General features: G+C 46.6%; 22 protein-coding genes. 13 read left to right on the plus strand and 9 right to left on the minus strand.

The features are described 5' to 3' along the window. Window positions 1-47 precede the first annotated feature (47 nt). From mnmA to KDN34_RS09880, 4 genes are all read left to right on the plus strand, one after another. Window positions 48-1,163, plus strand: coding sequence for a tRNA 2-thiouridine(34) synthase MnmA (gene mnmA / locus KDN34_RS09865; protein ID WP_212593634.1), 1,116 nt, complete (start codon window positions 48-50; stop codon window positions 1,161-1,163). Window positions 1,164-1,166: 3 nt separating this feature from the next. Further along, window positions 1,167-1,784, plus strand: a complete 618-nt coding sequence (gene hflD / locus KDN34_RS09870) for a high frequency lysogenization protein HflD (protein ID WP_228730305.1) — start codon at window positions 1,167-1,169, stop codon at window positions 1,782-1,784. A 26-nt stretch (window positions 1,785-1,810) separates the two neighbouring features. Continuing rightward, window positions 1,811-3,181 (plus strand): adenylosuccinate lyase, encoded by a 1,371-nt coding sequence (purB, locus tag KDN34_RS09875; protein WP_212593635.1) that lies wholly within the window; start codon window positions 1,811-1,813, stop codon window positions 3,179-3,181. 64 nt (window positions 3,182-3,245) lie between these two features. Beyond that, window positions 3,246-4,385, plus strand: coding sequence for a ribosomal protein uL16 3-hydroxylase (locus tag KDN34_RS09880; RefSeq protein WP_212593636.1), 1,140 nt, complete (start codon window positions 3,246-3,248; stop codon window positions 4,383-4,385). A gap of 75 nt (window positions 4,386-4,460) precedes the next feature. Here the strand turns inward: KDN34_RS09880 and KDN34_RS09885 are convergent, their stop codons facing one another. Next, window positions 4,461-5,066: a peroxiredoxin gene (locus KDN34_RS09885; protein WP_212593637.1), complete on the minus strand. Its 606-nt coding sequence runs from the start codon at window positions 5,064-5,066 to the stop codon at window positions 4,461-4,463. A 277-nt stretch (window positions 5,067-5,343) separates the two neighbouring features. Between KDN34_RS09885 and KDN34_RS09890 the strand changes: the two genes are divergently transcribed. Further along, a complete protein-coding gene (locus KDN34_RS09890; RefSeq protein WP_212593638.1) occupies window positions 5,344-6,663 on the plus strand; it encodes a Na+/H+ antiporter family protein in 1,320 nt (439 codons plus the stop codon). A 52-nt stretch (window positions 6,664-6,715) separates the two neighbouring features. Here the strand turns inward: KDN34_RS09890 and upp are convergent, their stop codons facing one another. Beyond that, window positions 6,716-7,342 (minus strand): uracil phosphoribosyltransferase, encoded by a 627-nt coding sequence (upp, locus tag KDN34_RS09895; RefSeq protein ID WP_212593639.1) that lies wholly within the window; start codon window positions 7,340-7,342, stop codon window positions 6,716-6,718. A 250-nt stretch (window positions 7,343-7,592) separates the two neighbouring features. On the opposite strand from upp, the gene purM reads away from it, so the two are divergent. The 5 genes from purM to asnB all read left to right on the plus strand — a co-directional run bounded on the left by purM (window position 7,593) and on the right by asnB (window position 13,896). After that, on the plus strand, window positions 7,593-8,630 hold the full coding sequence (gene purM / locus KDN34_RS09900; protein WP_212593640.1) for a phosphoribosylformylglycinamidine cyclo-ligase: 1,038 nt from the start codon (window positions 7,593-7,595) through the stop codon (window positions 8,628-8,630). Beyond that, window positions 8,630-9,271, plus strand: coding sequence for a phosphoribosylglycinamide formyltransferase (gene purN / locus KDN34_RS09905; RefSeq protein WP_212593641.1), 642 nt, complete (start codon window positions 8,630-8,632; stop codon window positions 9,269-9,271). The genes purM and purN overlap by 1 nt, the downstream gene beginning before the upstream one ends. 86 nt (window positions 9,272-9,357) lie before the next feature. After that, window positions 9,358-10,116: an HAD-IIA family hydrolase gene (locus KDN34_RS09910; RefSeq protein WP_212593642.1), complete on the plus strand. Its 759-nt coding sequence runs from the start codon at window positions 9,358-9,360 to the stop codon at window positions 10,114-10,116. 141 nt (window positions 10,117-10,257) lie between these two features. Then, entirely contained in the window at window positions 10,258-11,892 is a 1,635-nt protein-coding gene (locus KDN34_RS09915) for a M28 family metallopeptidase (RefSeq protein ID WP_212593643.1), read from the plus strand. Window positions 11,893-12,234: 342 nt separating this feature from the next. Continuing rightward, window positions 12,235-13,896, plus strand: a complete 1,662-nt coding sequence (gene asnB, locus KDN34_RS09920) for an asparagine synthase B (RefSeq protein ID WP_212593644.1) — start codon at window positions 12,235-12,237, stop codon at window positions 13,894-13,896. Between the two features lie 45 nt (window positions 13,897-13,941). Here asnB and KDN34_RS09925 read toward each other — a convergent pair whose 3' ends face one another. From KDN34_RS09925 to KDN34_RS09935, 3 genes are read right to left on the minus strand one after another with little or no spacing between them, the layout of a single operon-like run. Further along, window positions 13,942-14,163: a DUF1289 domain-containing protein gene (locus KDN34_RS09925; protein WP_212593645.1), complete on the minus strand. Its 222-nt coding sequence runs from the start codon at window positions 14,161-14,163 to the stop codon at window positions 13,942-13,944. Window positions 14,164-14,180: 17 nt separating this feature from the next. Beyond that, on the minus strand, window positions 14,181-14,531 hold the full coding sequence (locus KDN34_RS09930) for a 5-carboxymethyl-2-hydroxymuconate Delta-isomerase (protein WP_212593646.1): 351 nt from the start codon (window positions 14,529-14,531) through the stop codon (window positions 14,181-14,183). Between the two features lie 18 nt (window positions 14,532-14,549). Then, complete coding sequence (locus KDN34_RS09935; RefSeq protein ID WP_212596600.1) at window positions 14,550-15,248, minus strand: DUF445 family protein; 699 nt, start codon at window positions 15,246-15,248, stop codon at window positions 14,550-14,552. A 226-nt stretch (window positions 15,249-15,474) separates the two neighbouring features. Between KDN34_RS09935 and KDN34_RS09940 the strand changes: the two genes are divergently transcribed. The 3 genes from KDN34_RS09940 to KDN34_RS09950 are packed head-to-tail and all read left to right on the plus strand — an operon-like array spanning window position 15,475 to window position 19,585. Continuing rightward, window positions 15,475-18,546: a DUF748 domain-containing protein gene (locus tag KDN34_RS09940; RefSeq protein WP_212593647.1), complete on the plus strand. Its 3,072-nt coding sequence runs from the start codon at window positions 15,475-15,477 to the stop codon at window positions 18,544-18,546. Between the two features lie 17 nt (window positions 18,547-18,563). Then, on the plus strand, window positions 18,564-19,013 hold the full coding sequence (locus tag KDN34_RS09945) for an RDD family protein (RefSeq protein ID WP_228730306.1): 450 nt from the start codon (window positions 18,564-18,566) through the stop codon (window positions 19,011-19,013). 59 nt (window positions 19,014-19,072) lie between these two features. Further along, complete coding sequence (locus tag KDN34_RS09950) at window positions 19,073-19,585, plus strand: hypothetical protein (RefSeq protein ID WP_212593648.1); 513 nt, start codon at window positions 19,073-19,075, stop codon at window positions 19,583-19,585. A 208-nt stretch (window positions 19,586-19,793) separates the two neighbouring features. Here KDN34_RS09950 and KDN34_RS09955 read toward each other — a convergent pair whose 3' ends face one another. The 4 genes from KDN34_RS09955 to KDN34_RS09970 form a co-directional block, all read right to left on the minus strand. Next, on the minus strand, window positions 19,794-20,003 hold the full coding sequence (locus KDN34_RS09955) for a cold-shock protein (RefSeq protein ID WP_212593649.1): 210 nt from the start codon (window positions 20,001-20,003) through the stop codon (window positions 19,794-19,796). Between the two features lie 236 nt (window positions 20,004-20,239). After that, window positions 20,240-21,043: a 23S rRNA (guanine(745)-N(1))-methyltransferase gene (rlmA, locus tag KDN34_RS09960; RefSeq protein WP_212593650.1), complete on the minus strand. Its 804-nt coding sequence runs from the start codon at window positions 21,041-21,043 to the stop codon at window positions 20,240-20,242. Between the two features lie 21 nt (window positions 21,044-21,064). After that, window positions 21,065-21,871, minus strand: coding sequence for a hypothetical protein (locus KDN34_RS09965; RefSeq protein ID WP_212593651.1), 807 nt, complete (start codon window positions 21,869-21,871; stop codon window positions 21,065-21,067). 156 nt (window positions 21,872-22,027) lie between these two features. Continuing rightward, the gene (locus tag KDN34_RS09970) at window positions 22,028-22,489 is read right to left on the minus strand and encodes a P-loop NTPase family protein (RefSeq protein WP_212593652.1); all 462 of its coding nucleotides are present in this window, start codon (window positions 22,487-22,489) and stop codon (window positions 22,028-22,030) included. Window positions 22,490-22,922: the final 433 nt, after the last annotated feature.

Genomic DNA, 22,922 nt, shown 5'->3' on the forward strand with positions numbered 1-22,922 from the left:
CAGCAAACAACTTAACCCTGTCGATGTTTAACGGTGAACCAGGTTTTATGACATTTATCGATCCCAATCCTTCTGCAAAAAAGGTTATCGTCGGCATGTCCGGTGGCGTTGACTCCTCGGTATCAGCTTACTTGCTGAAACAGCAGGGATACCAAGTGGAAGGACTCTTTATGAAAAACTGGGAAGAGGACGATGATACCGAGTATTGCTCAGCAGCAGCGGATCTGCAGGACGCTCAGGCAGTATGTGACAAATTAGGGATCAAACTGCATACCGTCAACTTTGCGGCTGAATATTGGGACAACGTCTTCGAGTATTTTCTGGAAGAATACAAAGCCGGACGCACCCCTAACCCAGACATCATGTGTAACAAGGAAATTAAATTTAAAGCTTTCCTTGATTTTGCTGACGACATTCTCGATGCCGATTACATTGCCATGGGCCATTATGTGCGCCGTGGCGAGCTTAACGGTAAAACCACATTACTGCGTGGTGCAGATAGTAATAAAGACCAGAGCTATTTCCTTTACACCCTAGGTCACGAGCAGCTTTCTCGTAGCCTGTTCCCTGTCGGTGATATTGAGAAGCCTCGAGTACGGGAAATAGCCAAAGAACTGGGGCTGGTAACGGCAGATAAAAAAGACAGTACCGGGATCTGTTTTATCGGCGAACGTAAATTCAGTGAATTTCTCAGTCGTTATCTGCCAGCACAACCCGGCAATATTGAAACGGTCGAAGGTGAAATCATCGGCCAACATCAGGGACTGATGTACCATACATTGGGCCAACGTAAAGGTTTGGGTATCGGTGGTACCAAAGACGGCAATGAAGAGCCATGGTATACCGTTGATAAAGATCTTGAACGTAATGTTTTAGTAGTAGCCCAGGGACATCATCACCCACGCTTGATGTCTGATGGACTCATCGCGCATCAATTACATTGGGTGGATCATCTGGGTCCCGTTGACGGGCAACAACTCACGGTAAAAACCCGTTATCGTCAACCGGACATCGGTTGCCGGGTTCACTATAATGGCAAAGATGAAATAAGAGTGATCTTCGACAATCCCGTTGCAGCTGTCACCCCTGGACAATCAGCGGTATTCTACAATGGTGAAATCTGCCTCGGTGGCGGCATCATAGATAGTCTGATAAGAGAGTAATCAGTGAAAACACTGCATGACAGAACCATGGCACTGGCAGCAACCCTGCAGGCTGTTGCTCAGGTTCAGTACATTGCCCGTCACGGTGAAACCGATGACGAACAACTGGCTGCTGCGCTGAACACCATTTTAGTGACAGACCCTGACAGCATTGATGATATCTATCCCGACAAAAAAGTGCTGGCAAACGGTTACCGCTGGGTGATCAACCAGCTTGGCGATAATCACCAGAAAGATGTCGAGATCACTCGTTATCTGGTGGGCTTACTGGCGCTGGAGCGCAAACTCAGCCGCAATAATGCCGCACTGGCGATGATGTCGGAACGCATCCAGCAAATCCATAGGCAACTGCAGCACTTCACAATCACCGATGAACAAGTGATCGCCAATTTTGCCGATATCTATAGCGATATCATCAGCAATCTCGGTCCAAAAATTCAGATTTCCGGGAATCCCCATATTCTGCAACAAAAGTCGGTACAAAATAAAATACGTGCACTGCTGCTGGCAGCAATGCGCAGCGCCGTGCTTTGGCGACAACTGGGTGGGAAACGCCGACAACTGGTGTTTTCGCGTAAAGCCATCGTCGATACGGCCAATAACAGCCTCTCCCTATATTAAAAGCCAAGTTCATCAAGGAGCTTACAATGGATCTTTCCGCACTGACTGCTATCTCCCCGGTTGACGGGCGCTATGGCAATAAAACCACCGAACTTCGGGGGATATTCAGCGAGTACGGTCTCAGCAAATATCGTGTTCAGGTCGAAATCAACTGGTTGAAATTATTGTCCAGTTGTCCAGATATTGAAGAGGTTCCGCCATTTAGCGAACGAGCACTGGCACAGCTTGACAGCATTCGCGATAACTTCAGTGTGGAAGATGCACTACGCGTTAAAGCGATTGAAGCGACCACCAACCACGATGTAAAAGCGGTCGAATACTTCATCAAAGAAAAAATTGCCGATAATGCTGAACTGAAAGCCGTCAGTGAATTTGTTCACTTTGCCTGTACGTCTGAAGATATCAATAACCTGTCTCATGGTCTGATGTTGACTGAAGCCCGCGCGAATGTGTTGCTGCCCTACTGCCGCAAGATTGTTGACGCGGTTAAAACCCTAGCAAAAGCTTACAAAACTGTACCACTGATGTCCCGTACCCATGGTCAGCCAGCTTCACCTTCCACTTTGGGCAAAGAGATGGCTAACGTTGCGGTGCGCCTGGAACGGCAGATGAAACAGATTGAAGCTGTTGAGATCATGGGTAAAATTAATGGTGCAGTGGGTAACTACAACGCCCACCTGTCGGCCTACCCAGAGGTGGACTGGCATACCTTGTCTCAACGCTTTGTTACCAGCCTCGGGCTGAACTGGAACCCTTACACCACGCAGATTGAACCACATGACTACATCGCCGAATTATTTGATGCTGTCGCCCGTTTCAATACTGTGCTGCTTGATTTTGACCGGGATATCTGGGGTTACGTCGCACTCGGCCATTTCAAGCAGAGAACCATTGCTGGAGAGATCGGTTCCTCTACCATGCCGCATAAAGTCAATCCTATCGACTTTGAAAACTCCGAAGGCAATCTGGGGATTGCCAATGCCCTGATGCAGCATTTAGCCGCAAAGTTGCCCGTTTCTCGCTGGCAGCGCGACCTCACTGATTCCACCGTATTACGTAATCTTGGGGTTGGTTTTGCGCACTCGCTCATCGCTTACCAGGCGACGTTAAAAGGCATCAGCAAACTGGAAGTAAATGAAGCCCATTTGCGTGATGAATTGGATCACAACTGGGAAGTGTTGGCCGAACCAGTGCAAACCGTTATGCGCCGTTATGGCATTGAAAAACCATATGAAAAGCTCAAAGAGCTGACTCGTGGTAAGCGCATAGACGCAGCACAGATGGCAGCCTTCATCGACAACCTGGCCTTGCCAGATGAAGTAAAAGCTGAGCTGAAACGACTTACGCCAGCCACCTACATTGGTCGCGCTGAAGCCTTTGTTGATGATCTGAAATAAATCGCCACAAACTTTCACAGGCGGTACCTCGTGTGCCGCCTTTTTTCATTCGGACAGGCAAATCATGTATCAACTCACCATAGATAAAGACAAATTTCTGAAGGAAATCTGGCAACAAAAGCCGGTCATTTTCCGTCAGGCATTCAAAGATTTTGCCGATCCAATCGCGGCAGATGAATTAGCTGGATTGGCGTGTGAGGAGGAAGTTGCTTCCCGCGTAGTCGTCACCCAGGACAAGGGTAAAAACTGGCAGGTGATCAATGGACCATTTGAAGATTATGACCAATATGGTGAGGAAAACTGGCAGTTGCTGGTACAAGCTATCAATCATTGGTATCCAGACTGCCAGCCATTAGTTGAAGCGTTTCGCTTTCTGCCAGACTGGCGTTTTGACGACCTGATGGCTTCGTTTGCTACACCTGGTGGTGGTGTCGGTCCACACATCGATCAATATGATGTTTTTATTATCCAAGGTGAGGGTCGCCGTCGCTGGACCGTTGGCGATATTGGCAGTTATCAACAACGCGGAGGCGTCACTACCTCGCCACTGATTGAAAATTTTGAACCAATTATCGACGAAATCCTTGAACCGGGCGATATGTTGTATATTCCACCAGGATTTCCGCATCAAGGATCCACGTTGACGCTGGCCATGTCTTATTCCATCGGCTTTCGAGCACCCAGTCAGCAAGAGTTGCTGTCATCAATGGCCGATTACCTGATTGACTGTAACCAGGGACAGCAACGATATACGTCAACATCAGAACCATCACAACCTGGTATGGTGCCACTGGCACAACAGCAAGGGCTGATGACGTTGTTGACCGCGTTAGCACAAGCGCCTGAAACCTACCAAGCCATGTTAGGAAAACTGCTGAGTCAAAACCGCTTTGAGCTGGATATCTGTGAGGCCGAGCGCATTGATGCTGAGGAACTACAACAGGCATTACAGGATGGTGCGGTGATCAGCCGTATCGGTGGTCTGAAAGTGCTGCTGTTAGAGAATGATGCAGCAGATCGACTGTTCATTAACGGTGATAGTTTTGATTTTGCGGCTGAAGACCGAGACTACGCTGAAATTCTGGCAAACCACACCAGCATCGATAGCGAAATCGCCCTGGCGATGTTGCAGCGAAATAGCATCAACGCATTACTGCTGAAACTACTGGAGTTGGGTTACTGTTACCTGGCAGAAGCTGAGTAACTCGTTATCTATTTATGGTTTTACGCATAAAAAAGCTGCCCTTGGGCAGCTTTTTTATTAATAACAATTACACCATTACAGCTTATCGGCATTTTCGGACAGGTATGCAGCAACGCCTTCTGGGTTGTCTTTCATACCTTTTTCGCCTTTCTGCCAACCGGCAGGGCAAACTTCACCATATTCTTCGTGGAACTGCAGCGCATCAATCATACGCAGCATTTCATCGACGTTACGTCCCAACGGTAAATCATTCACTACCTGATGACGTACGATGCCTTCCTTATCGATCAGGAATGAACCACGGAAAGCGACACCCGCTTCTGGATGTTCAACATCATAAGCTTTACAGATCTCATGACGAACGTCAGCAACCAAGGTGTATTTCACTGGGCCGATACCGCCCTGATTTACAGGGGTGTTACGCCAGGCGTTGTGGGTAAACTGAGAGTCGATGGAAACACCAATAACTTCAACGCCACGTTTCTTGAACTCGTCCAGACGGTGATCGAAGGCGATCAATTCAGATGGACATACAAAAGTGAAGTCCATGGGGTAGAAAAACACTACTGCGGGTTTTCCTTTGATTGCGGCGGTCAGGTTGAAGCTGTCAACAATTTCACCGGTTCCCAGTACTGCAGCTGCAGTAAAATCAGGGGCCGGACGGCTTACTAATACGCCCATTATATTTCCTCCATCTATGGATTGAGTAGTGACTTGCAAATCTGGTTTAACTAACAAGCATTATAAAACCTGCCGGTTAACTCACAACCTATTTATGATCGATATCACCTTTTTCAAGGGCTAGCGCCTTGATTTGATTAAATATCATCCAAATAGCCAATTTTTCGCAGAATTAATAGAAAATCTACGACAAATTTAACCAATTTGTTACCGGATGCTTTACAGCAACGCTGCAGTTCCAGACAATGGCTTTTTCACAAAAATAATAATCCTTTCTATGAATGCTGTTGTTATTGCTGTCTGTCTGATGCTTGCTTTAAGTATCATGCGGGTTAACGTGGTGATTGCGCTGACGATTAGTGCATTGGCGGCCGGGCTGTTAGGTGGTTTGGGACTGAATGAAACCATTGCCGCCTTCAATACCGGTCTGGGTGGTGGCGCACAGATAGCGCTGAGTTACGCCTTACTCGGGGCATTTGCTGTTGCGCTATCGCACTCGGGGCTAACCTCGTTGATCTCAAGCTCGGTCATCAAGCTATTGGGGCAAGAACAGAGCAGTCGTAATGAACGCATGGTTAAAGCCACGCTGTTATTAGCACTGCTGGCAATGTCGATTAGTTCTCAGAACCTGTTGCCTATCCATATCGCGTTCATTCCTATTTTGATCCCGCCGCTATTGCAATTGATGACCCGGTTGCGGTTAGACCGGCGTCTGGTCGCATGTGTTCTCACCTTTGGTTTAGTGACTACCTACATGGTGTTACCTATTGGCTTTGGCGGCATATTCCTGAATGACATTCTGCTGGCGAATCTCAACCACAATGGTCTGTCAGTTAAAGCAGGAGATATCCCTGGCGCGATGTTGATCCCTGGGGCCGGAATGGTATTGGGTTTGCTGATTGCGGTATTTATCTCTTATCGTAAGCCCCGCGATTACCAGTTGCAGCAGCCAACAGCAGGGTTACAGGCTGAGACTCCACGCAAGCGTAATATTGGCTTTGCTGTTTTGGCGGTGCTCACAACCCTGCTCGTCCAACTCGCTACTGAATCAATGATCTTCGGCGCGTTAGCGGGGTTTGTGATTTTAAGTGTCACCGGGGTGATGAAGCGTAGCGACAATGAAGATATCTTCAATCGCGGTGTACGAATGATGGCAACTATCGGCTTTATCATGATTGCTGCCTCAGGCTTTGCGGCGGTGGTCAATCAAACTGGCGAGGTTGCCACTTTAGTGAACACCATTGGGGATCTAATCGGAAACAACAAGTCACTGGCGGCATTTTTGATGTTAGTGGTGGGATTGCTGATCACCATGGGCATAGGTTCCTCTTTCTCCACCATTCCCATTATTGCCACTATCTACGTGCCGCTGGCGTTGCATTTTGGTTTTTCGCCACCGGCGGTAATCGCCTTAGTCGGCACTGCCGCGGCGTTGGGTGATGCGGGCTCTCCAGCATCTGACTCCACCCTCGGCCCTACCTCAGGTTTAAATGCCGACGGGCAGCACGATCATATTCGCGATAGCGTGATCCCAACATTTATTCACTACAACATTCCGCTGTTGATATTCGGTTGGATTGCAGCCATGGTGCTGTAACAAATCATAAAAAAGCCCGCGATAATGCGGGCTTTTGCTACTGAAATTTAACTTACTTGGTACCAAAAATCTTATCACCGGCATCACCAAGACCCGGCAGAATATAACCATTTTCATTAAGACAACGGTCGATAGCAGCACAGTAAAGTTCGATATCTGGATGCGCTTCTGCCAATGCTTTCAAACCTTCTGGGGCAGCCACTAACACCAACGCTTTGATGGATGTACATCCCCGTTGCTTCAGCAGATCAATCGTGGCAATCATAGAACCACCAGTTGCGAGCATCGGGTCAACCACCAGCGCCAGACGTTCATTCAAATCGCTGGCAAGCTTTTCAAAATAAGGAACAGGTTGCAGTGTTTCTTCGTCACGATACATGCCGACAACGGAAATGCGGGCGCTAGGAATGTTTTCCAGTACCCCATCCATCATTCCGAGACCAGCGCGCAAAATTGGCACTACAGTAACTTTTTTGCCTTTGATCTGTTCTACTTCCACCGGACCATTCCAACCCTGAATAGTGACGGTTTCAGTTTCAAAATCGGCTGTTGCTTCGTAGGTTAATAAACTGCCCACCTCGGCGGCCAATTCACGAAAACGTTTGGTGCTGATATCACCTTCGCGCATCAAACCAATTTTGTGACGGACCAGAGGGTGTTTAACCTCGACAACTTTCATTATGTTTCTCCTGAGTTTTTGCGGGCGGGTAAGCCAGTCGGGGGCAGGTTTAGCTGGGCCTGCTCGAGCCAGGCAAATCCTCGAAATTTTAGTAGATTTACCTGCAAGGGAAAACATAAAGTTTCAGTTTTACGTCGATTCGTGAAGCATATCAGCACGCTCCTTCAGCATCTTTGGCTTTCGACCCCCAAGGCAAACTGTTAGAATACTGCGGCATTAAAACCCATAACCACGTACCCGAGAGGATCAAGTGAGTAATCCTACCCCACTGAGTTATAAAGATGCGGGCGTTGATATCGACGCAGGCAACGCTCTGGTCAACAATATCAAATCTGTCGTTAAACGTACCCGTCGCCCAGAAGTTCTGGGAAATCTGGGTGGTTTTGGCGCCTTGTGTGAATTACCAACCAAGTACAAACACCCAGTACTGGTATCCGGTACCGACGGCGTTGGTACCAAACTACGTCTTGCAATTGACTACAAAAAGCATGACAGCGTTGGTATCGATTTAGTGGCAATGTGTGTCAACGACCTGATTGTACAAGGGGCTGAGCCACTCTTTTTCCTCGACTATTATGCAACTGGTAAACTCGATGTTGAAGCAGCTACTGCGGTAGTAACCGGCATTGGTGAAGGTTGTTATCAGTCTGGTTGCGCCTTGATCGGTGGTGAAACTGCCGAAATGCCTGGCATGTACGAAGGTGCTGATTACGATTTAGCGGGTTTCTGTGTGGGTGTGGTTGAGAAAGAAGCCATTATCGATGGCAGTCAAGTACAACCCGGCGATGCGCTGATTGCTTTAGGCTCCAGTGGCCCTCACTCTAATGGCTATTCGTTAATTCGTAAGGTGCTGGAAGTCAGCCAAGCCGAGCCCAATGAGCTGCTGGAAGGTAAACCACTCATCGACCATTTGCTGGAACCTACCAAAATTTACGTTAAATCCTGTCTCAAGTTGGTGGAACAGCATGCTGTTCATGCAATGGCGCATATCACCGGTGGTGGCTTCTGGGAAAATATCCCACGGGTATTGCCTGAAAACTGTAAAGCGGTGATTAAAGGCGATTCCTGGCAGTGGCCAACCGTGTTCCACTGGTTACAGGACCATGGCAACATCGACATTCACGAAATGTACCGTACCTTTAACTGTGGTGTCGGGATGGTAATTGCGCTGCCTGCCGACCAGCTTGAATCGGCAATAGCCCTGCTCAAGGCCAATGGTGAAAATGCCTGGCATATTGGTGAGATTGCCGCATTAGGTGATGCTACCGAGCAGGTGGAGATCATTTAATGTCTGTTTGTCGCGTCCTGGTGTTGATTTCTGGTAACGGTAGCAACTTGCAGGCGATTATTGATCACGCACAACCTAAAGCCTCTTTTGAGGTGGTCGGCGTGATCAGTAACAAAACCGATGCTTATGGTTTAGTTCGGGCTCGTGAAGCGGACATCAACTGTACCTGTGTTATCGCAACGCCTGGCGAAAATCGCGCGGCTTATGATGATCGTTTGCGCGCTGCTATCGACAGTTACCAGCCAGATCTGCTGGTATTGGCTGGCTTTATGCGGATCCTCAGTGACGATTTGGTAACGGCATATCAAGGACGGATGATTAACGTGCATCCGTCCCTATTACCCAAATTTACCGGGCTCAACACCCATCAACGCGCCATTGATGCGGGTGAGCAAGAACATGGGGCAAGTGTCCACTTTGTGATCCCACAACTTGATGCTGGTCCGGTAATCCTTCAGGCAAAAGTGCCCGTTTTTGAGGATGATAGCGCCGAACTGCTGGCCGAACGCGTTCATGAGCAGGAACACGCTATCTACCCCTTGGTAGTCAAGTGGTTTGCTGACAATCGACTCAAGATGGTGAATAACCAAGCATACTTGGACGGAGAACCGCTAGGCACTGGTGGATATGCCAACGATTGACAACAACAAGGAACCTTCGGGTTCCTTGTTGTTCTATAACTTGCTAGGTTAGCTAAACAAGTTGTAATGCACTGCACGGGAAGGCAATGAAAAATATTATCTGCGATATCGATGGCGTGCTGATGCACGATAACAAACTGGTACCCGGTAGTGATAAATTCATCGCCCGGATCCTAGAACAAGGTAACCCGTTAGTCGTGCTGACCAACAACCCGGCACAAACAGGTAAAGATCTGCAAAATCGGCTGGCGGCAGCAGGCATGCCGGAGATCCCGGAAGCCTGTTTTTACACTTCAGCAATGGCGACAGCGCACTTTCTCAAACACCAGAATGGTAATAACAATGCCAAAGCCTATGTGATTGGTGAAGGCGCATTGATCCATGAACTCTATAATGCCGGATTTACCATCACCGACATTAATCCGGACTTTGTCATTGTTGGTGAAACCCGCACCTATCATTGGGATATGATCCGTAAAGCCGCCGCTTTTATCGCCAAAGGAGCACGTTTTATCGCCACCAACCCAGACACCCACGGCCCCAGTTACAGTCCTGGCTGTGGAGCCCTTTGCGCCCCGATTGAAGTTATTTGTGGCCGACAGCCATTTTATGTCGGTAAACCCAGTCCGCTGATCATTCGTTCAGCTCTGAATCATATGGGCGCACACTCAGAAAATACGGTTATTATTGGTGACAATATGCGCACTGATATTCTGGCAGGCTTTCAGTCTGGTCTGGAAACCATTTTAGTCTTAACTGGTGTAACACGCCGTGAAGATATCGAGCTGCAACCATTCCGTCCTAACCACATATTTGAGTGCGCACAAGACATCGATATCCTCTGATGCAGATCCCAAGTCTACTGACACATTATGTAACATTAGGGTTACAAACTGCAGTTGTTTAACCAGCTCACTTTCAGCCATTATTGCCCTACCCTGAGGCGTTAACAGCGCCCAACTTATACCTATTCAACAGGCTCAATTATGCGCTTATTGGTTCCATTCTGTACGTTAGCCCTTCTGGCTGGCTGTACTCATGAAAATGGCGATGCGGCTGTCGGATTCCATTTTGATGAACAACTTTTCCGTCAGGATATAGAAACGCTCTCTTCTGATGCATTCGAAGGCCGAGCGCCCACCACTCACGGTGAGAAAATGACGCTGGATTATCTGGTTAGCGCCTTTAAATCCATGGGATTGCAACCGGGTCCTGCGGGGAGTTATCTACAAAAAGTGCCAATGGTGAGCTATACCGCCAGCGAGCAACAGCAGATTACATTAGCCGGATTACCGCTTAAATATCGCCAAGACGTTGTATTTAGTAGTCATCATGATGTCAAACAGATCGATATTGAAAATGCGCCATTAGTATTTGTGGGCTATGGCATTAACGCTCCGGAATATGGCTGGAACGACTACCAGGGACTGAACATGCAAGGCAAAATTGCCGTGATCCTGGTAAATGATCCCGGCTTTGCCGGTCCGACTTCTGGAAAATTTAATGGCAAGGCCATGACCTACTACGGCCGTTGGACATACAAGTATGAGGAAGCCAGTCGTCAGGGAGCCTTAGGCGCTATTATCATCCATCAAACTGAACCGGCGTCTTATCCCTGGGCAGTTGTGCAACACAGTTGGACCGGACCACAGCAGGATTTGGCAGAAGCTAATCCGCAACCTAGAGTTGCAGTCGAGGGTTGGATGACTTTAGATGCAGCGAAAGCGGTGTTTGCCGCATCCGGATTAGAATTACAGGCCGCACTAGATCGTGCGGCGCACGGTCCAATGCAATTACCGTTAGAGCAAACCGCCACGATAAAATTTGCCAACAATGCAGAATATGGTGAGAGTTACAATGTCATTGCCAATCTGCCAGGCACCGCAAAAGCCGATGAACATATTTTGTTTACCGGCCATTGGGATCATTTGGGAAAAGATGACTCATTGGCAGGAGACAAAATATTTAACGGCGCCATGGACAACGCATCCGGGGTATCAGGCATGTTAGCCATCGCCCGTCAGTTTGTGGCGGCAGCGAAGGCTGGTCATGGCATAAAACGTTCAGTCACTTTTGTAGTCACCACTGGTGAAGAACAAGGTTTATTGGGTTCTCGCTATTATGCCGACCATCCGTTGTATCCGCTAAAAAATACTATCGGGGTATTCAATCTCGACAGTACAAACGTTTATGGCCGCACTAAGGACTTCACCATCGTTGGCAAAGGAAAATCTGAACTTGAACTGTACTTAACCGCTGCTGCCACGCTGCAACAACGGCAGGTAAACGCTGAACAGCATCCTGAATCTGGCGGTTATTTCCGCTCTGATCATTTCAGTTTTGCCAAGTATGGTGTACCAGCAGTGTTTGGTAGCAGCGGTCAGGAACCTATTGATGAAGCGACTGCAAAATATAAAGAACAGATGCAGAAACGGATGAAAGGCTGTTATCACAACGTCTGTGATGAATATCAGGCTGACTGGGATCTCTCCGGCGCACTAGAAGATTTAGCCGTTTACTACCAAGCCGCCACCATGCTCGGTAACAGTAATGCACGCCCTGGATATTACGAAGGCACTGAATTCTATTCACTTCGCCCGGCCGCCCACATCAAACTTTGACCCTATCTAATGGACCGCGTCTACGGGCGCGGCCCATCGTTAAAAAAACACATTTATTGATTATTTTTCAATCTTTTATATTAAAAATTCCAATCTTAAATTTTGCTCATTTCTGTGTAGATTCAGTAATCCGCGCTTAATAGCGAATGCAATTTTAGATAGTTAATCATAAAAATCGCCAATTAGCTGAACATTCCACATATTAATTACGCTTTTGTTACGCTTTTACCTTGTTCATCCGCTATTTTTTCATAAATTTATTAAATTAAGCCCTTGGCTTTTGTCACCTTTAATGGCAAAGTAAATGACAGTAAACTAAGGCGTGTTCTGGAGTAGTGTTATATGTGTTCTATTTTTGCCATTCTTGATATCCAATCAGATGCCGCATCCATGCGTCCAATTGCATTGGAAATGTCCAAACTGATGCGCCATAGAGGGCCTGACTGGTCAGGTATTTTCTGTTCTGATGAAGCGATTCTGGTGCATGAGCGATTGGCAATTGTTGATATTGAGCATGGTGCACAGCCACTGTACAGCCAAGATGGATCATTAGTACTGGCAGTAAACGGCGAGATATACAACCATAAAGAACTTAAAGCGCAACTGGGGGATAAGTATACCTACCAAACTAACTCCGACTGTGAGGTAATTCTGGCGCTGTACCAAGAGTATGGGTGCGAATTTCTCGACATGCTGAACGGTATTTTTGCATTTGTTCTGTATGACCAAAAGCAGAAACGGTATCTGATTGGCCGCGATCATATCGGGATTATCCCACTGTATACTGGTCGTGATGCAGCAGGTAACTTTTATCTTGCTTCAGAAATGAAAGCGCTGATGCCAGTTTGTAAAACGGTAGAAGTATTTGCACCAGGTCAATATCAAGTAAGTGGTAGTGAACCAGTTAAATATTACCAGCGTGACTGGCGTGATTACGATGCGGTTAAAGATAACCCCGCCAGCAAAGAAGAATTAAAAGCAGCACTGGAAGCTGCCGTTAAACGTCAATTAATGTCCGATGTGCCTTATGGTGTGTTGTTGTCAGGCGGCCTCGATTCTTCCGTGGTTTCTGCTATCACGCAGACATATGCCAAACATCGCATCGAAGATAACGACCAATCAGGTGCCTGGTGGCCACAGTTGCACTCATTTGCCGTTGGGTTGAAGGGTGCGCCAGACTTGATTGCAGCCAAAAAAGTCGCCGATGCCATTGGTACCATTCATCATGAAATTAACTTCACCTTCCAGGAAGGGCTGGATGCCATCAAAGATGTCATCTACCACCTGGAAACTTACGACGTGACTACCATCCGCGCAGCTACACCTATGTATCTGATGGCTCGCAAAATTAAAGCTATGGGCATCAAAATGGTGTTGTCCGGCGAAGGTTCAGACGAGTTGTTTGGTGGTTATTTGTATTTCCATAAAGCCCCTAATGCCCAGGCTTTCCATGAAGAGCTGATCCGTAAACTGGATAAACTGCATCTCTATGATTGCTTGCGCGCCAACAAGGCGATGGCCTCTTGGGGACTGGAAGCTCGAGTACCATTCCTCGACAAAGAGTTTATGGACGTAGCAATGCGTTTAAACCCAGAAGCCAAAATGTCGAAAAATGGTCGGATTGAAAAGCATATTCTGCGTGAAGCCTTTGAAGATATGCTGCCGGCAGAAGTGGCATGGCGTCAGAAGGAGCAGTTCAGTGATGGCGTTGGCTATTCCTGGATTGATGGGCTCAAAGCACATGCGGCAGCTCAGGTAGATGATAAAGATTTGGCCAATGCTCATTTCCGTTTCCCATATAACACGCCAGAAACTAAAGAAGCCTATTTCTATCGTTGCTTCTTTGAAGAGCTGTTTCCATTGGAATCTGCCGCGAAAACCGTACCGGGCGGAAAATCTGTGGCCTGCTCCACCCCAGAAGCACTGGCTTGGGATGCGAGTTTGCAGGGGGTTATTGACCCTTCAGGACGTGCCGTTCGTTCAGTGCATACGGCAGCCTACTAACTTCGGTCAAGGACAACAAAAGGCACTCACTTGAGTGCCTTTTGTTTAGGTGTAACTGGTGGGTCTGATTCGACGACGTTTGCGGCAGGCATCCAGGATCTGGCGCTTGTGTATCTCATCAGCATCATGCCAGGCGAGGATTTCCGATAAGGTTCTGCCACACCCCAGGCAAATATCTTGCTCATCAAGACAGCAATTTCTGACACAGGGGGAAGCAGGCGTTGCCGTATCCGATGCAGCTGACCAGGAGGCCTTACCCTTAATCATCAAGCGTTGCTTTCCACTTAGTGTTCCTGTTTGAAGTAACTGGGCTGGTGTAATTCAGCGACTTCTATCGATACACAACCCACCGCGCCAACAAAGGCAGAGAGCCCTTGCCCGATACTCTGTGTCAATTGTTGCTTTTGTTCATCGGTTCGCCCCGGCATGATACTTACCCGAATATGAATAAAAGAGCCAGTGCTGGCGTCGCTTTCACCTAGCACAAAGTCTTCACAAGCATAGGCACGACTTTTGACAGCTTTCGGATTAAATAACCCAGTCGCGATCGCGCCTTGATGAGCGGCATGAACCAAAGTGTTGACATCAAGCTGCTCGCGCAGCGGTGCCGCATATTCAATGACGATGTGTGGCAAGTTGCTCTCCTTTATCTGTTATCCTAAAAATAGCGCATTCAGCAGACCAATAACACCGCCAAAGACGCCGCCCCAGACTACCAGCCATCCCAGATGGCGACGGATCATCGTCTGCACCATCTCTTTTACCATTTTTGGGGTGAGTTCTTCTAACCTTTGGGCCACAATCTGTTGAATTTGACCTCGCATATCTGCCATTACCCCTGGCTTCTCTAACTCCTGTCGCAACAACTCAGTGAACTGTTCGCTGTCAGCGATCTCTTTTAACGACTGCTGCATCTTTTCGATAAACGGGGCTTTCATTGGCATTAAGGCATCGGTTCCGCCAAACATCGATAACATACCGCCAAATGACGACTGTGCAACGGTACTAACGAGCGCATCAAATGCCGGTGCTAAATCGAGTTTACCCAGCAATCCTTTAACATCGAGCAAGGGGGTATCGGATTTTCTGGAGAGAAACTTATCAATATTGGCTTCAGTGAAAAACTGCTCCATCATCAAATCGGCAATGGCCTGCTTAAACGCTTCAAAGCGTGCTGGAATGACACCTGAACCGTAAAGCCCAGGCACCTTTTCAAACAACATGTACACCGCCAGCCAATTAGTCATCGCCCCCGATAAGGCGAATATACCGATGTTCCAAATAATATGGTTACCAGAAACAGCGCCGATCCCCACCAGTAACAACGCCAGCAAATTGGTAACGACACTCATATTCCAGTTGTCAGATCCTGCCTGTAACTGCTTCAACTTCAACACTCCTGAATGACAAAACTTAGTAATGTTAGCAACTGCACTAAACTGTTAAAAGAGCCTTAATCTGATATGCCACAGTTAATCTATGCATTGCTTTACATAAGGTTAAATACCACTGACACCATAAACGCAGTACAATGATCAAGTTAACATTTTTTAGTTTTAGATAGTTCGGGGAACTCACATGATAGTGTCCAGACTCCAAGGAATGACCGCCGCTTACAATAAAGTGCCACGGTCAATGCGGATCTCCTTTTGGCTGTTAGCCTGCTACTTGTTATATGCATTACTGTTAGGTCTGATAACGCCCGCCATTGTCCGCTCAGTCGCACCGGATAAAATGACTCAATTACTGGGACGGCAAGTCGCACTCAAACAGCTTCATATTAATCCGTTCCTGTTAAAAGTGAGACTGGAAGACTTTGCAATTGCTGGAAAAACAGGTGAACAACCGCTGCTGTCATTGAGCCATGCAGAATTGGAATTCAATTTCTGGCAATCGGTATTCAATCGGGCCTGGTGTGTCGATCATCTGCAGCTTGATGGATTACAGAGCCAAGTTGCACGCACCACTGATACAAAAGGTAATATCGTTTTTAACTTTGACGACATTGTAGCCAGGTTACAGTCTCCGGAAACGAAAGAAGCCGCCACAGAGCCAACCCACCAACCCCTTCCTGATTTCCGGATCAAATCTCTGACTTTGGCACAAAGCCGCTTTGCGTTTTCAGATGCAACAGCCAACATCACTCTGAGTTATCACGATATCAACTTTACCCTGAATAACTTTGGTACTCGAAACGCTGTCTCAAAAGACGAAATGGTTGCCACAAAACCCAATCAATACCAGATGTCACTAAGCGGGCAAGATAACGGTACCTTAGTCGCAGACGGCCAGCTGTTATTACAGCCGTTGCAGGTTGACGGCAACTTGCAACTGAATAACATCACGCTACCACCATTCTGGGGTTATGTGCAGCCTATGCTCAAAGCGAAGCTGACTGAAGGTGCTATCTCGCTCAAAACCCATTATCTGGTGTCACAACAGCCCGATAAGCCGCTGACTTATGCGGTTGATAACACCTATGTTACCGTGAACAAATTACAATTTGCCGACGGCGATAACCCGGTAATCAAACTGCCAAAACTCAATGTTGGGGAAATCACGTTAACCAGCGAACAGCAGCACGTCAACGTCGCCGATGTTACGGTGGATGGCCTATGGATCAATAGTCGTTTCGATCAACATGGCCTGGCATTGGCACCATTATTTACGCCGACCTCGTCAACGAAAACTGAAGAATCTGCGGCTACTGCAGTTAATAAAGAAGACGCGTCCACATCGAAATGGCTAATTAAACTAGCCGCATTTAACCTTAAAAATGCCGATGTTAATGTACACGAGCAACAAATAAGTAAAGGTGTGGATTGGCGCGTATATCCGTTAACGGTAAAAACTGGCAGCATTGACAGTGAGTTATCAGCACCGCTTAACTACCAGATTTCGTTGGATATATCTCAGAGCAATGCCAAGGGTAGCGGCGGTAATTTTAGCAGTGAAGGCAGTATCAACCTCGCCAGCAAACAGGCGAGCGGCAAGCTGACATTGAGTAATCTGTTGCTGAGTCAGTTCCAGCCATACCTGTCACATTATCTGAATATCGAATTACCCAAAGGCCAGGTAAGCAGTGCCGGGGACTTCAGTGCAGATGCGGATGGACATGCGAGTTACAAGGGTAATGTTGATGTCAGTGATCTCGAAATCAAAGATCTGCAACAACGCCGGCCTTTGCTAAAGTGGCAACAACTCACCATTGATTCGTTAGATTTTGACGCTGGCAAGAAACAATTGCTGCTTGGTAATGTCACGCTCGATAAACCTTATGCCAAAGTAACAATTAACGAAGATCATAGCACCAATATCGGTGAACTCGTGGTCAAACAAGCGTCGGACAAAATGGCCGACACCAAAACGACAACTGCTAAAACCAAACCAGCGCCAGAAGCGACCAATGACGGCAAGACAGAACAACCGTTTAAAGTAACTGTCGCCAGCATTAACTTTAACAACGGTTCCGCCTTTTTTGCCGACAACTCACTGACGCCTAACTTTGCGACGGGAATTGAACAACTCCATGGTAAAATCAGTAGTCTGTCCTCTATTCCGGGAACCAAAGCGACCGTAGATATTGCGGGCAAAATCGATCGTTATGCCCCGATGACCCTAAAAGGGGAAATAAATCCACTTTTGAAACAACCGTACTTAAATTTGGATTTGTTATTCAAAAGCGTCGAACTGACAACGGTTAACCCCTACTCCGGTACTTATGCAGGTTATTACATCGATAAAGGGCAGTTAACGCTGGCTCTGAATTATCAGTTAGAAAACAATCACCTCAATGGTAATAACCATGTTGTCATTGATCAATTGAAACTCGGGAAACCTACAGACTCAAAACTCGCTACAAGTTTGCCCGTCACGCTGGCAATAGCGCTGCTACAGGACCGGCATGGAGTCATTGATCTCGGTTTACCGGTCTCAGGTGACCTGGATAATCCCGATTTCAGTTTTGGCGGGGTCCTGCTTACGGTGTTAACTAATGTGATCACTAAAGCAGTGACAGCCCCCTTCTCCTTCCTTGCCGGATTAATCAGCAGTGATGAGGAACTCAATCTGGTGGCCTTTGATGCAGGTTCCTCGAAGCTGAGCAAAGCCGAACAGGACAAATTGCAAAAGCTTGCCTCTGCACTTGCGGATCGGCCCAAACTGACACTGAGTATTGAAGCCTCAGTTGATCCACAGCCAGATAGTCAAGTGTTAGCAGAACGCAGATTGCAACGGCAATTACTGCAACAGAGTGGCTTAGATAATTTACCTGACGATTTTAGTGCTAGCCGGATCCCCGCATCAGGGAAACTGACAGATGCGTTGTTAGCATTGTATCAAAAGCAATTTAATATCGACCCCACTATCGAAAAAGCAAAAGCGGAGAAGGCTGCTACTGACGATAAAGGCAAGGTTGACACAAATAAGCTGACCACGCTGTGGCACATCGGTCTCTACAATCAGCTGTTAAATGCCGAGACTATCACTGACGCTGACCTAGGAAATCTGGCGCAACGTCGTAGTCAGTCAGTTAAAGCATTTTTAGTCGACAATGCAGCAGTTGCTCCTGAGCGGGTATTTTTATTAGACAGTAAAACCAAACTGAATAGATCCAAAGCTGAGGCACAGTTGAGTCTTAGTGCAAATTAACCGTAGGAGAACCACTAGTGGCGGATGTTAAGTCAGAAGCAATGTCGTATCAATATGTGGGCTTTGGGGAACGCTTTGCCGCAACCATGATAGATGTTCTGTTGCTACTGATAATAACGCTGCCACTCAGTATCTGGATATACGGTGACAAGCTGGTATCAGATACCAGCTTGATCCATGGCCCCGCAGATATCATCATCAACTATCTGGTGCCACCACTGTTAGTGCTACTGTTCTGGAGATACCGTTCAGCGACACCGGGAAAAATGTTGATTAAGGCTACAATCGTGGATGCCGAGAGTCTTAAAAAACCCTCAATGCGCCAATGGATTATCCGATATCTGGGCTATATTCCGGCAATGTTACCGTTATGCCTGGGTTTAGCATGGGTCGCATTCGATCCCCGAAAACAAGGATGGCATGACAAACTGGCAGGTACAGTTGTCATAAAGCATATAGGGTATTGAACCTTACCCATTTTTAAATCTCATATAAAGATACACGTTTTAAAAGGAATTCTTCATTTATGCGCCCGTTGCTGTTGCTTGCTACGCCATTAATACTTTGCGCTTGTTCTTCTGAACCCGATCCACAGGCATTAGCAGGAAAGCTGACTGACAGTTTTCAGACTGAGATAAAAAGTGATGGCATGAAGCTGTTTACCTATAGTATTGAAACTATTAACCGTCACCGTAATCAGCAACAACGGCGAGCAATGAACGATGATAGGCAACAATCCCCAACTGGCATGCCCGACAGACAAAGGACCAGGCAACCACAGGATAATATGGGCAATCAACAAATCAATCGTAGCTCACGCCGCAGTGATTCCGAGAACAAACAGATGACACAAGAACTGGAGTTCGGACTAAAAAAAACATTGGAAGCCAATCAATATTGTCGTGACGGCTATTATGAGCTTGAACGGTTGGTATTGAATGACCGGGCAGAATTACGCGGCGAGTGCCATGAAGGCGCGACCGATAAAGATATCCAACGTTTTGGCTATGGGAAATTCACTTCTCAGAAAACAGAATAGAGTGAATGCGTTATATAAAAAATAGGAAAATCGTTTAAATTTTTATTGGTAATCAAGCGGCGGGAAATTAAAGTCCGGTTATAAATATTCAATTTATTTTAATAGCAGCCTTAGTCACTCTGATAATCGGTAATAAATAAACCATTGGGGAATAAAAAAACGCGGCATTTTGCCGCGTCTTTTTCGAATTTCTATAATAGAAATTATATTAGCTGATTACAGTTACGTTTTCAGCTTGTGGACCTTTCTGGCCCTGAGTAACGGTGAAAGAAACTTTCTGACCTTCGTCCAGAGTTTTGAAACCTTCAGAGTTGATAGCACGGAAGTGTACGAATACGTCTGGACCTGATTCCTGAGCGATGAAGCCGAAACCTTTGTCAGCGTTAAACCATTTAACAACACCAGTTACTTGAGACATAGTCTTAATCCTGTAACAAAAACAATACATAAGCCTTAACGGCGGTGGAGCTGAAAATGCCGGTATTATTTATGCTAACAGGACGAACAAGTCGTTTTGAACACATAAAAATAAGCCCAACTTTCAAGCCTCCATGACTATAAATCATTCCCTAAAGAAGTCAACTGACTTCGTAAATAGAGCATTAAAATCTGCGCCATAAAGCTAAATTTAAATTTCTCAATACGACTTTATGCTTATATATGCCGCTTAAACAGCTCAATACAAAAATCCAGTTCACAATTGACACCGAGCGCTTCCATTTGAGCTATCTGTTCCGCAGTAAATTTCCACAAATATGGGGTCATCTGTAAAAAGCTACGGCTACACTCTCCTGCTGGCGTATGCAGCATCCATTGCAGTCGTTCCTGATGTTGCAATACAAAACCCGGTATTTTCCCTTCACTTAAAGGATGTTCTCTCGGAGCATCATAGATGATCTCTTTTAATGCGTAATGATGCATTGGCCCTGCCGTCACACTCAGGTAATAGCCGCCAGGTCGACAAACTCTAACGAGTTCAGTTGCTGCGGCAGGGGCGAAAATCTTAAGCAGCAGATCAAAACTATTGTCGGCAAAAGGCATATCAAAAGCACTTGCAACACAAAACTGCAAATTTGCATAACGCTTTGCGGCATAACGAATGGCTGTTTTTGAAATATCCATGCCCTGCAGATTGGCATTGGTAGCACTTTGTAACCGCTGGCTGTAATACCCCTCACCACAACCCACATCGAGGATATCTGGACAGATGAGCCCCAAGTCTTTAGCTAACGCATTAATACGATCACTTAACGGCTGATAATAGCCAGCATCGAGGAAAACTCGACGGGCAGTCATCATCTGCTGATTATCACCGGGATCGAGTGACCGCTTTTTATTAACCGGCAGCAGATTGACGTAACCTTCCTTCGCCACATCAAAGCAATGGCGCTGTTCGCAGCGCCATTGCTTATTATCTAGGACTAACGCCTTACGGCAGATAGGACATTCATAATTCATTTTATTCTCTCAGGTTAACGATCAGTGTTCGCTGTCGTCACCAGCAAGCGCCTTCACCATTGCCGTCAACTCAGGAGGCGCCAATAATTCATAACATTCGAGTATACGTTGTAGTTGGTCATCGCCTATCTGGTTAGCACTATAGCGATAGCTGTGACGACTCAACGCCTGGTTATAACAATGCACCAACCATTGCCGTTTTTGTTCCAACTGATCTTGCAATTGCAACAATGTTTCCACATCATCTGGTAACAATTCCAATGCAAATCGGCGTTGGTAACTTTTGAGTCGATAACTCGCCTGCAAAAGTTCAGCGAGTTGTACTGCCAGCTCTACCGCTCCCGCGTTGAAATCTGGGGCTACCGCTAATACAGCCCTTGCTTGCTGTATGGGCTGTGGTTGCTTGAAAAGACGCTGATCAGCCTCAAGTGATATCAACTGAAATGCCTCAGTCTCTAGGGAGAAACAAATATTGTCAGTAGTTTGCAGATACAAGGTAATCCCTTGTCGTAACTCAGCGATGGCAACCGTATTACTTTTTCCGGGAATCGTATAAAGTCTTACCCCCTGACCAAACGTTCTGACCATCGCATCAGTTTTCATCTGTTGGCGATCGTCAGACAGTAATGTTTGCTGCAAAAAAGGTTGAGTGCGTAGCAGGCTGCTAACGCCATTTCCCGCATTTTCCCCAACGACCCACTCCAATATCGGAAGACTTGACAGTTCCAGCAACACAAAATCACTAAACTTCGCTGGGACTTTCAGCTCGAGTCGCTGAGGGCCCGAGGTCACTATTGCAGAGGCAGACGCAAAATACTGACTTAACATACCCATTACCCATGGAAACAACGTTTGTCCACCTGACACTGTCGTCCGGCAAGCACCATTGTAATGTTTAATTGTTAATGGATCATCCGGTAACAACTAAACATTTAGGCGCGTTCATACCTGTCGCCTATATACCTTGAAATCAGTCTGTTGGCGTCAGTAAAAAGCATCGGTATCCACTAAAAATGTTTTAACCGTCTTAATCGAAGTTAGATGATATACATGCTTGCTACTGGCAGCATCATTAACAAACTTACGATAGGCAGGGGAGAGTTTTTTGTGACACAACCATAAAACACGGTAGCTATTAATTGACCCTTTCAAAATCGGACTAAGTTCTGACCATCCTTCAGGATTAATAAAAATGCCTTTGAACAATCGCTTAGTGACCCAAAGAAAATGCCATACAAGCGGTAGGTCGATGTAAATTAACGTGTCGGCTGCGGCAAACCTTTCCCATGCAGATTGCATACAGCCAAAACCATCGATAATCCACGTATCCTGTTTGAGCAGTTCAGCATGAAGTTTTAAATACTCTTTATGAGATATTTCCTCACCACCAGGAAGATACTGAATTTTATCAAGCGCATAAAGCGGTAATTGCGTGACTTGAGTCAACTGCCTGGCCAGGTTGACTTCCCTCCCCCAGCATTTCCAAATATCGCTACTTTTTTCATAAGGCCTTCTAAGCGTATCGGTACCTAAGAGGCGAAAAATTAAAACCCGCCTCTACGGCGGGCTTACGATCCAGTGACACACCAAAACCCACCATTCCCTACGGAATGATGGTAATAATACTGAAAAACTGATCCGGTATTTTTGTTTGTATGACATGGTAATGGTGCCTATTAGATGACAAAGTCAACCATTAGTTTGTGTCTTCCCTTTCCTTTGACTGAAAGTCATCAACGCTTGGGGCATTTTTCTAACCATGAACCGCCCAGACAGCACTCAATACGAACAAGAAATTTATGGGTGAAGCGTGGTATGCTGCAACCACAAAGACTGCACCATACCGCCAACCGCGATTTAGTGCCGTTCAAAAATTTGA

Source organism: Shewanella yunxiaonensis (assembly GCF_018223345.1).
Lineage (GTDB): Bacteria > Pseudomonadota > Gammaproteobacteria > Enterobacterales > Shewanellaceae > Shewanella > Shewanella yunxiaonensis.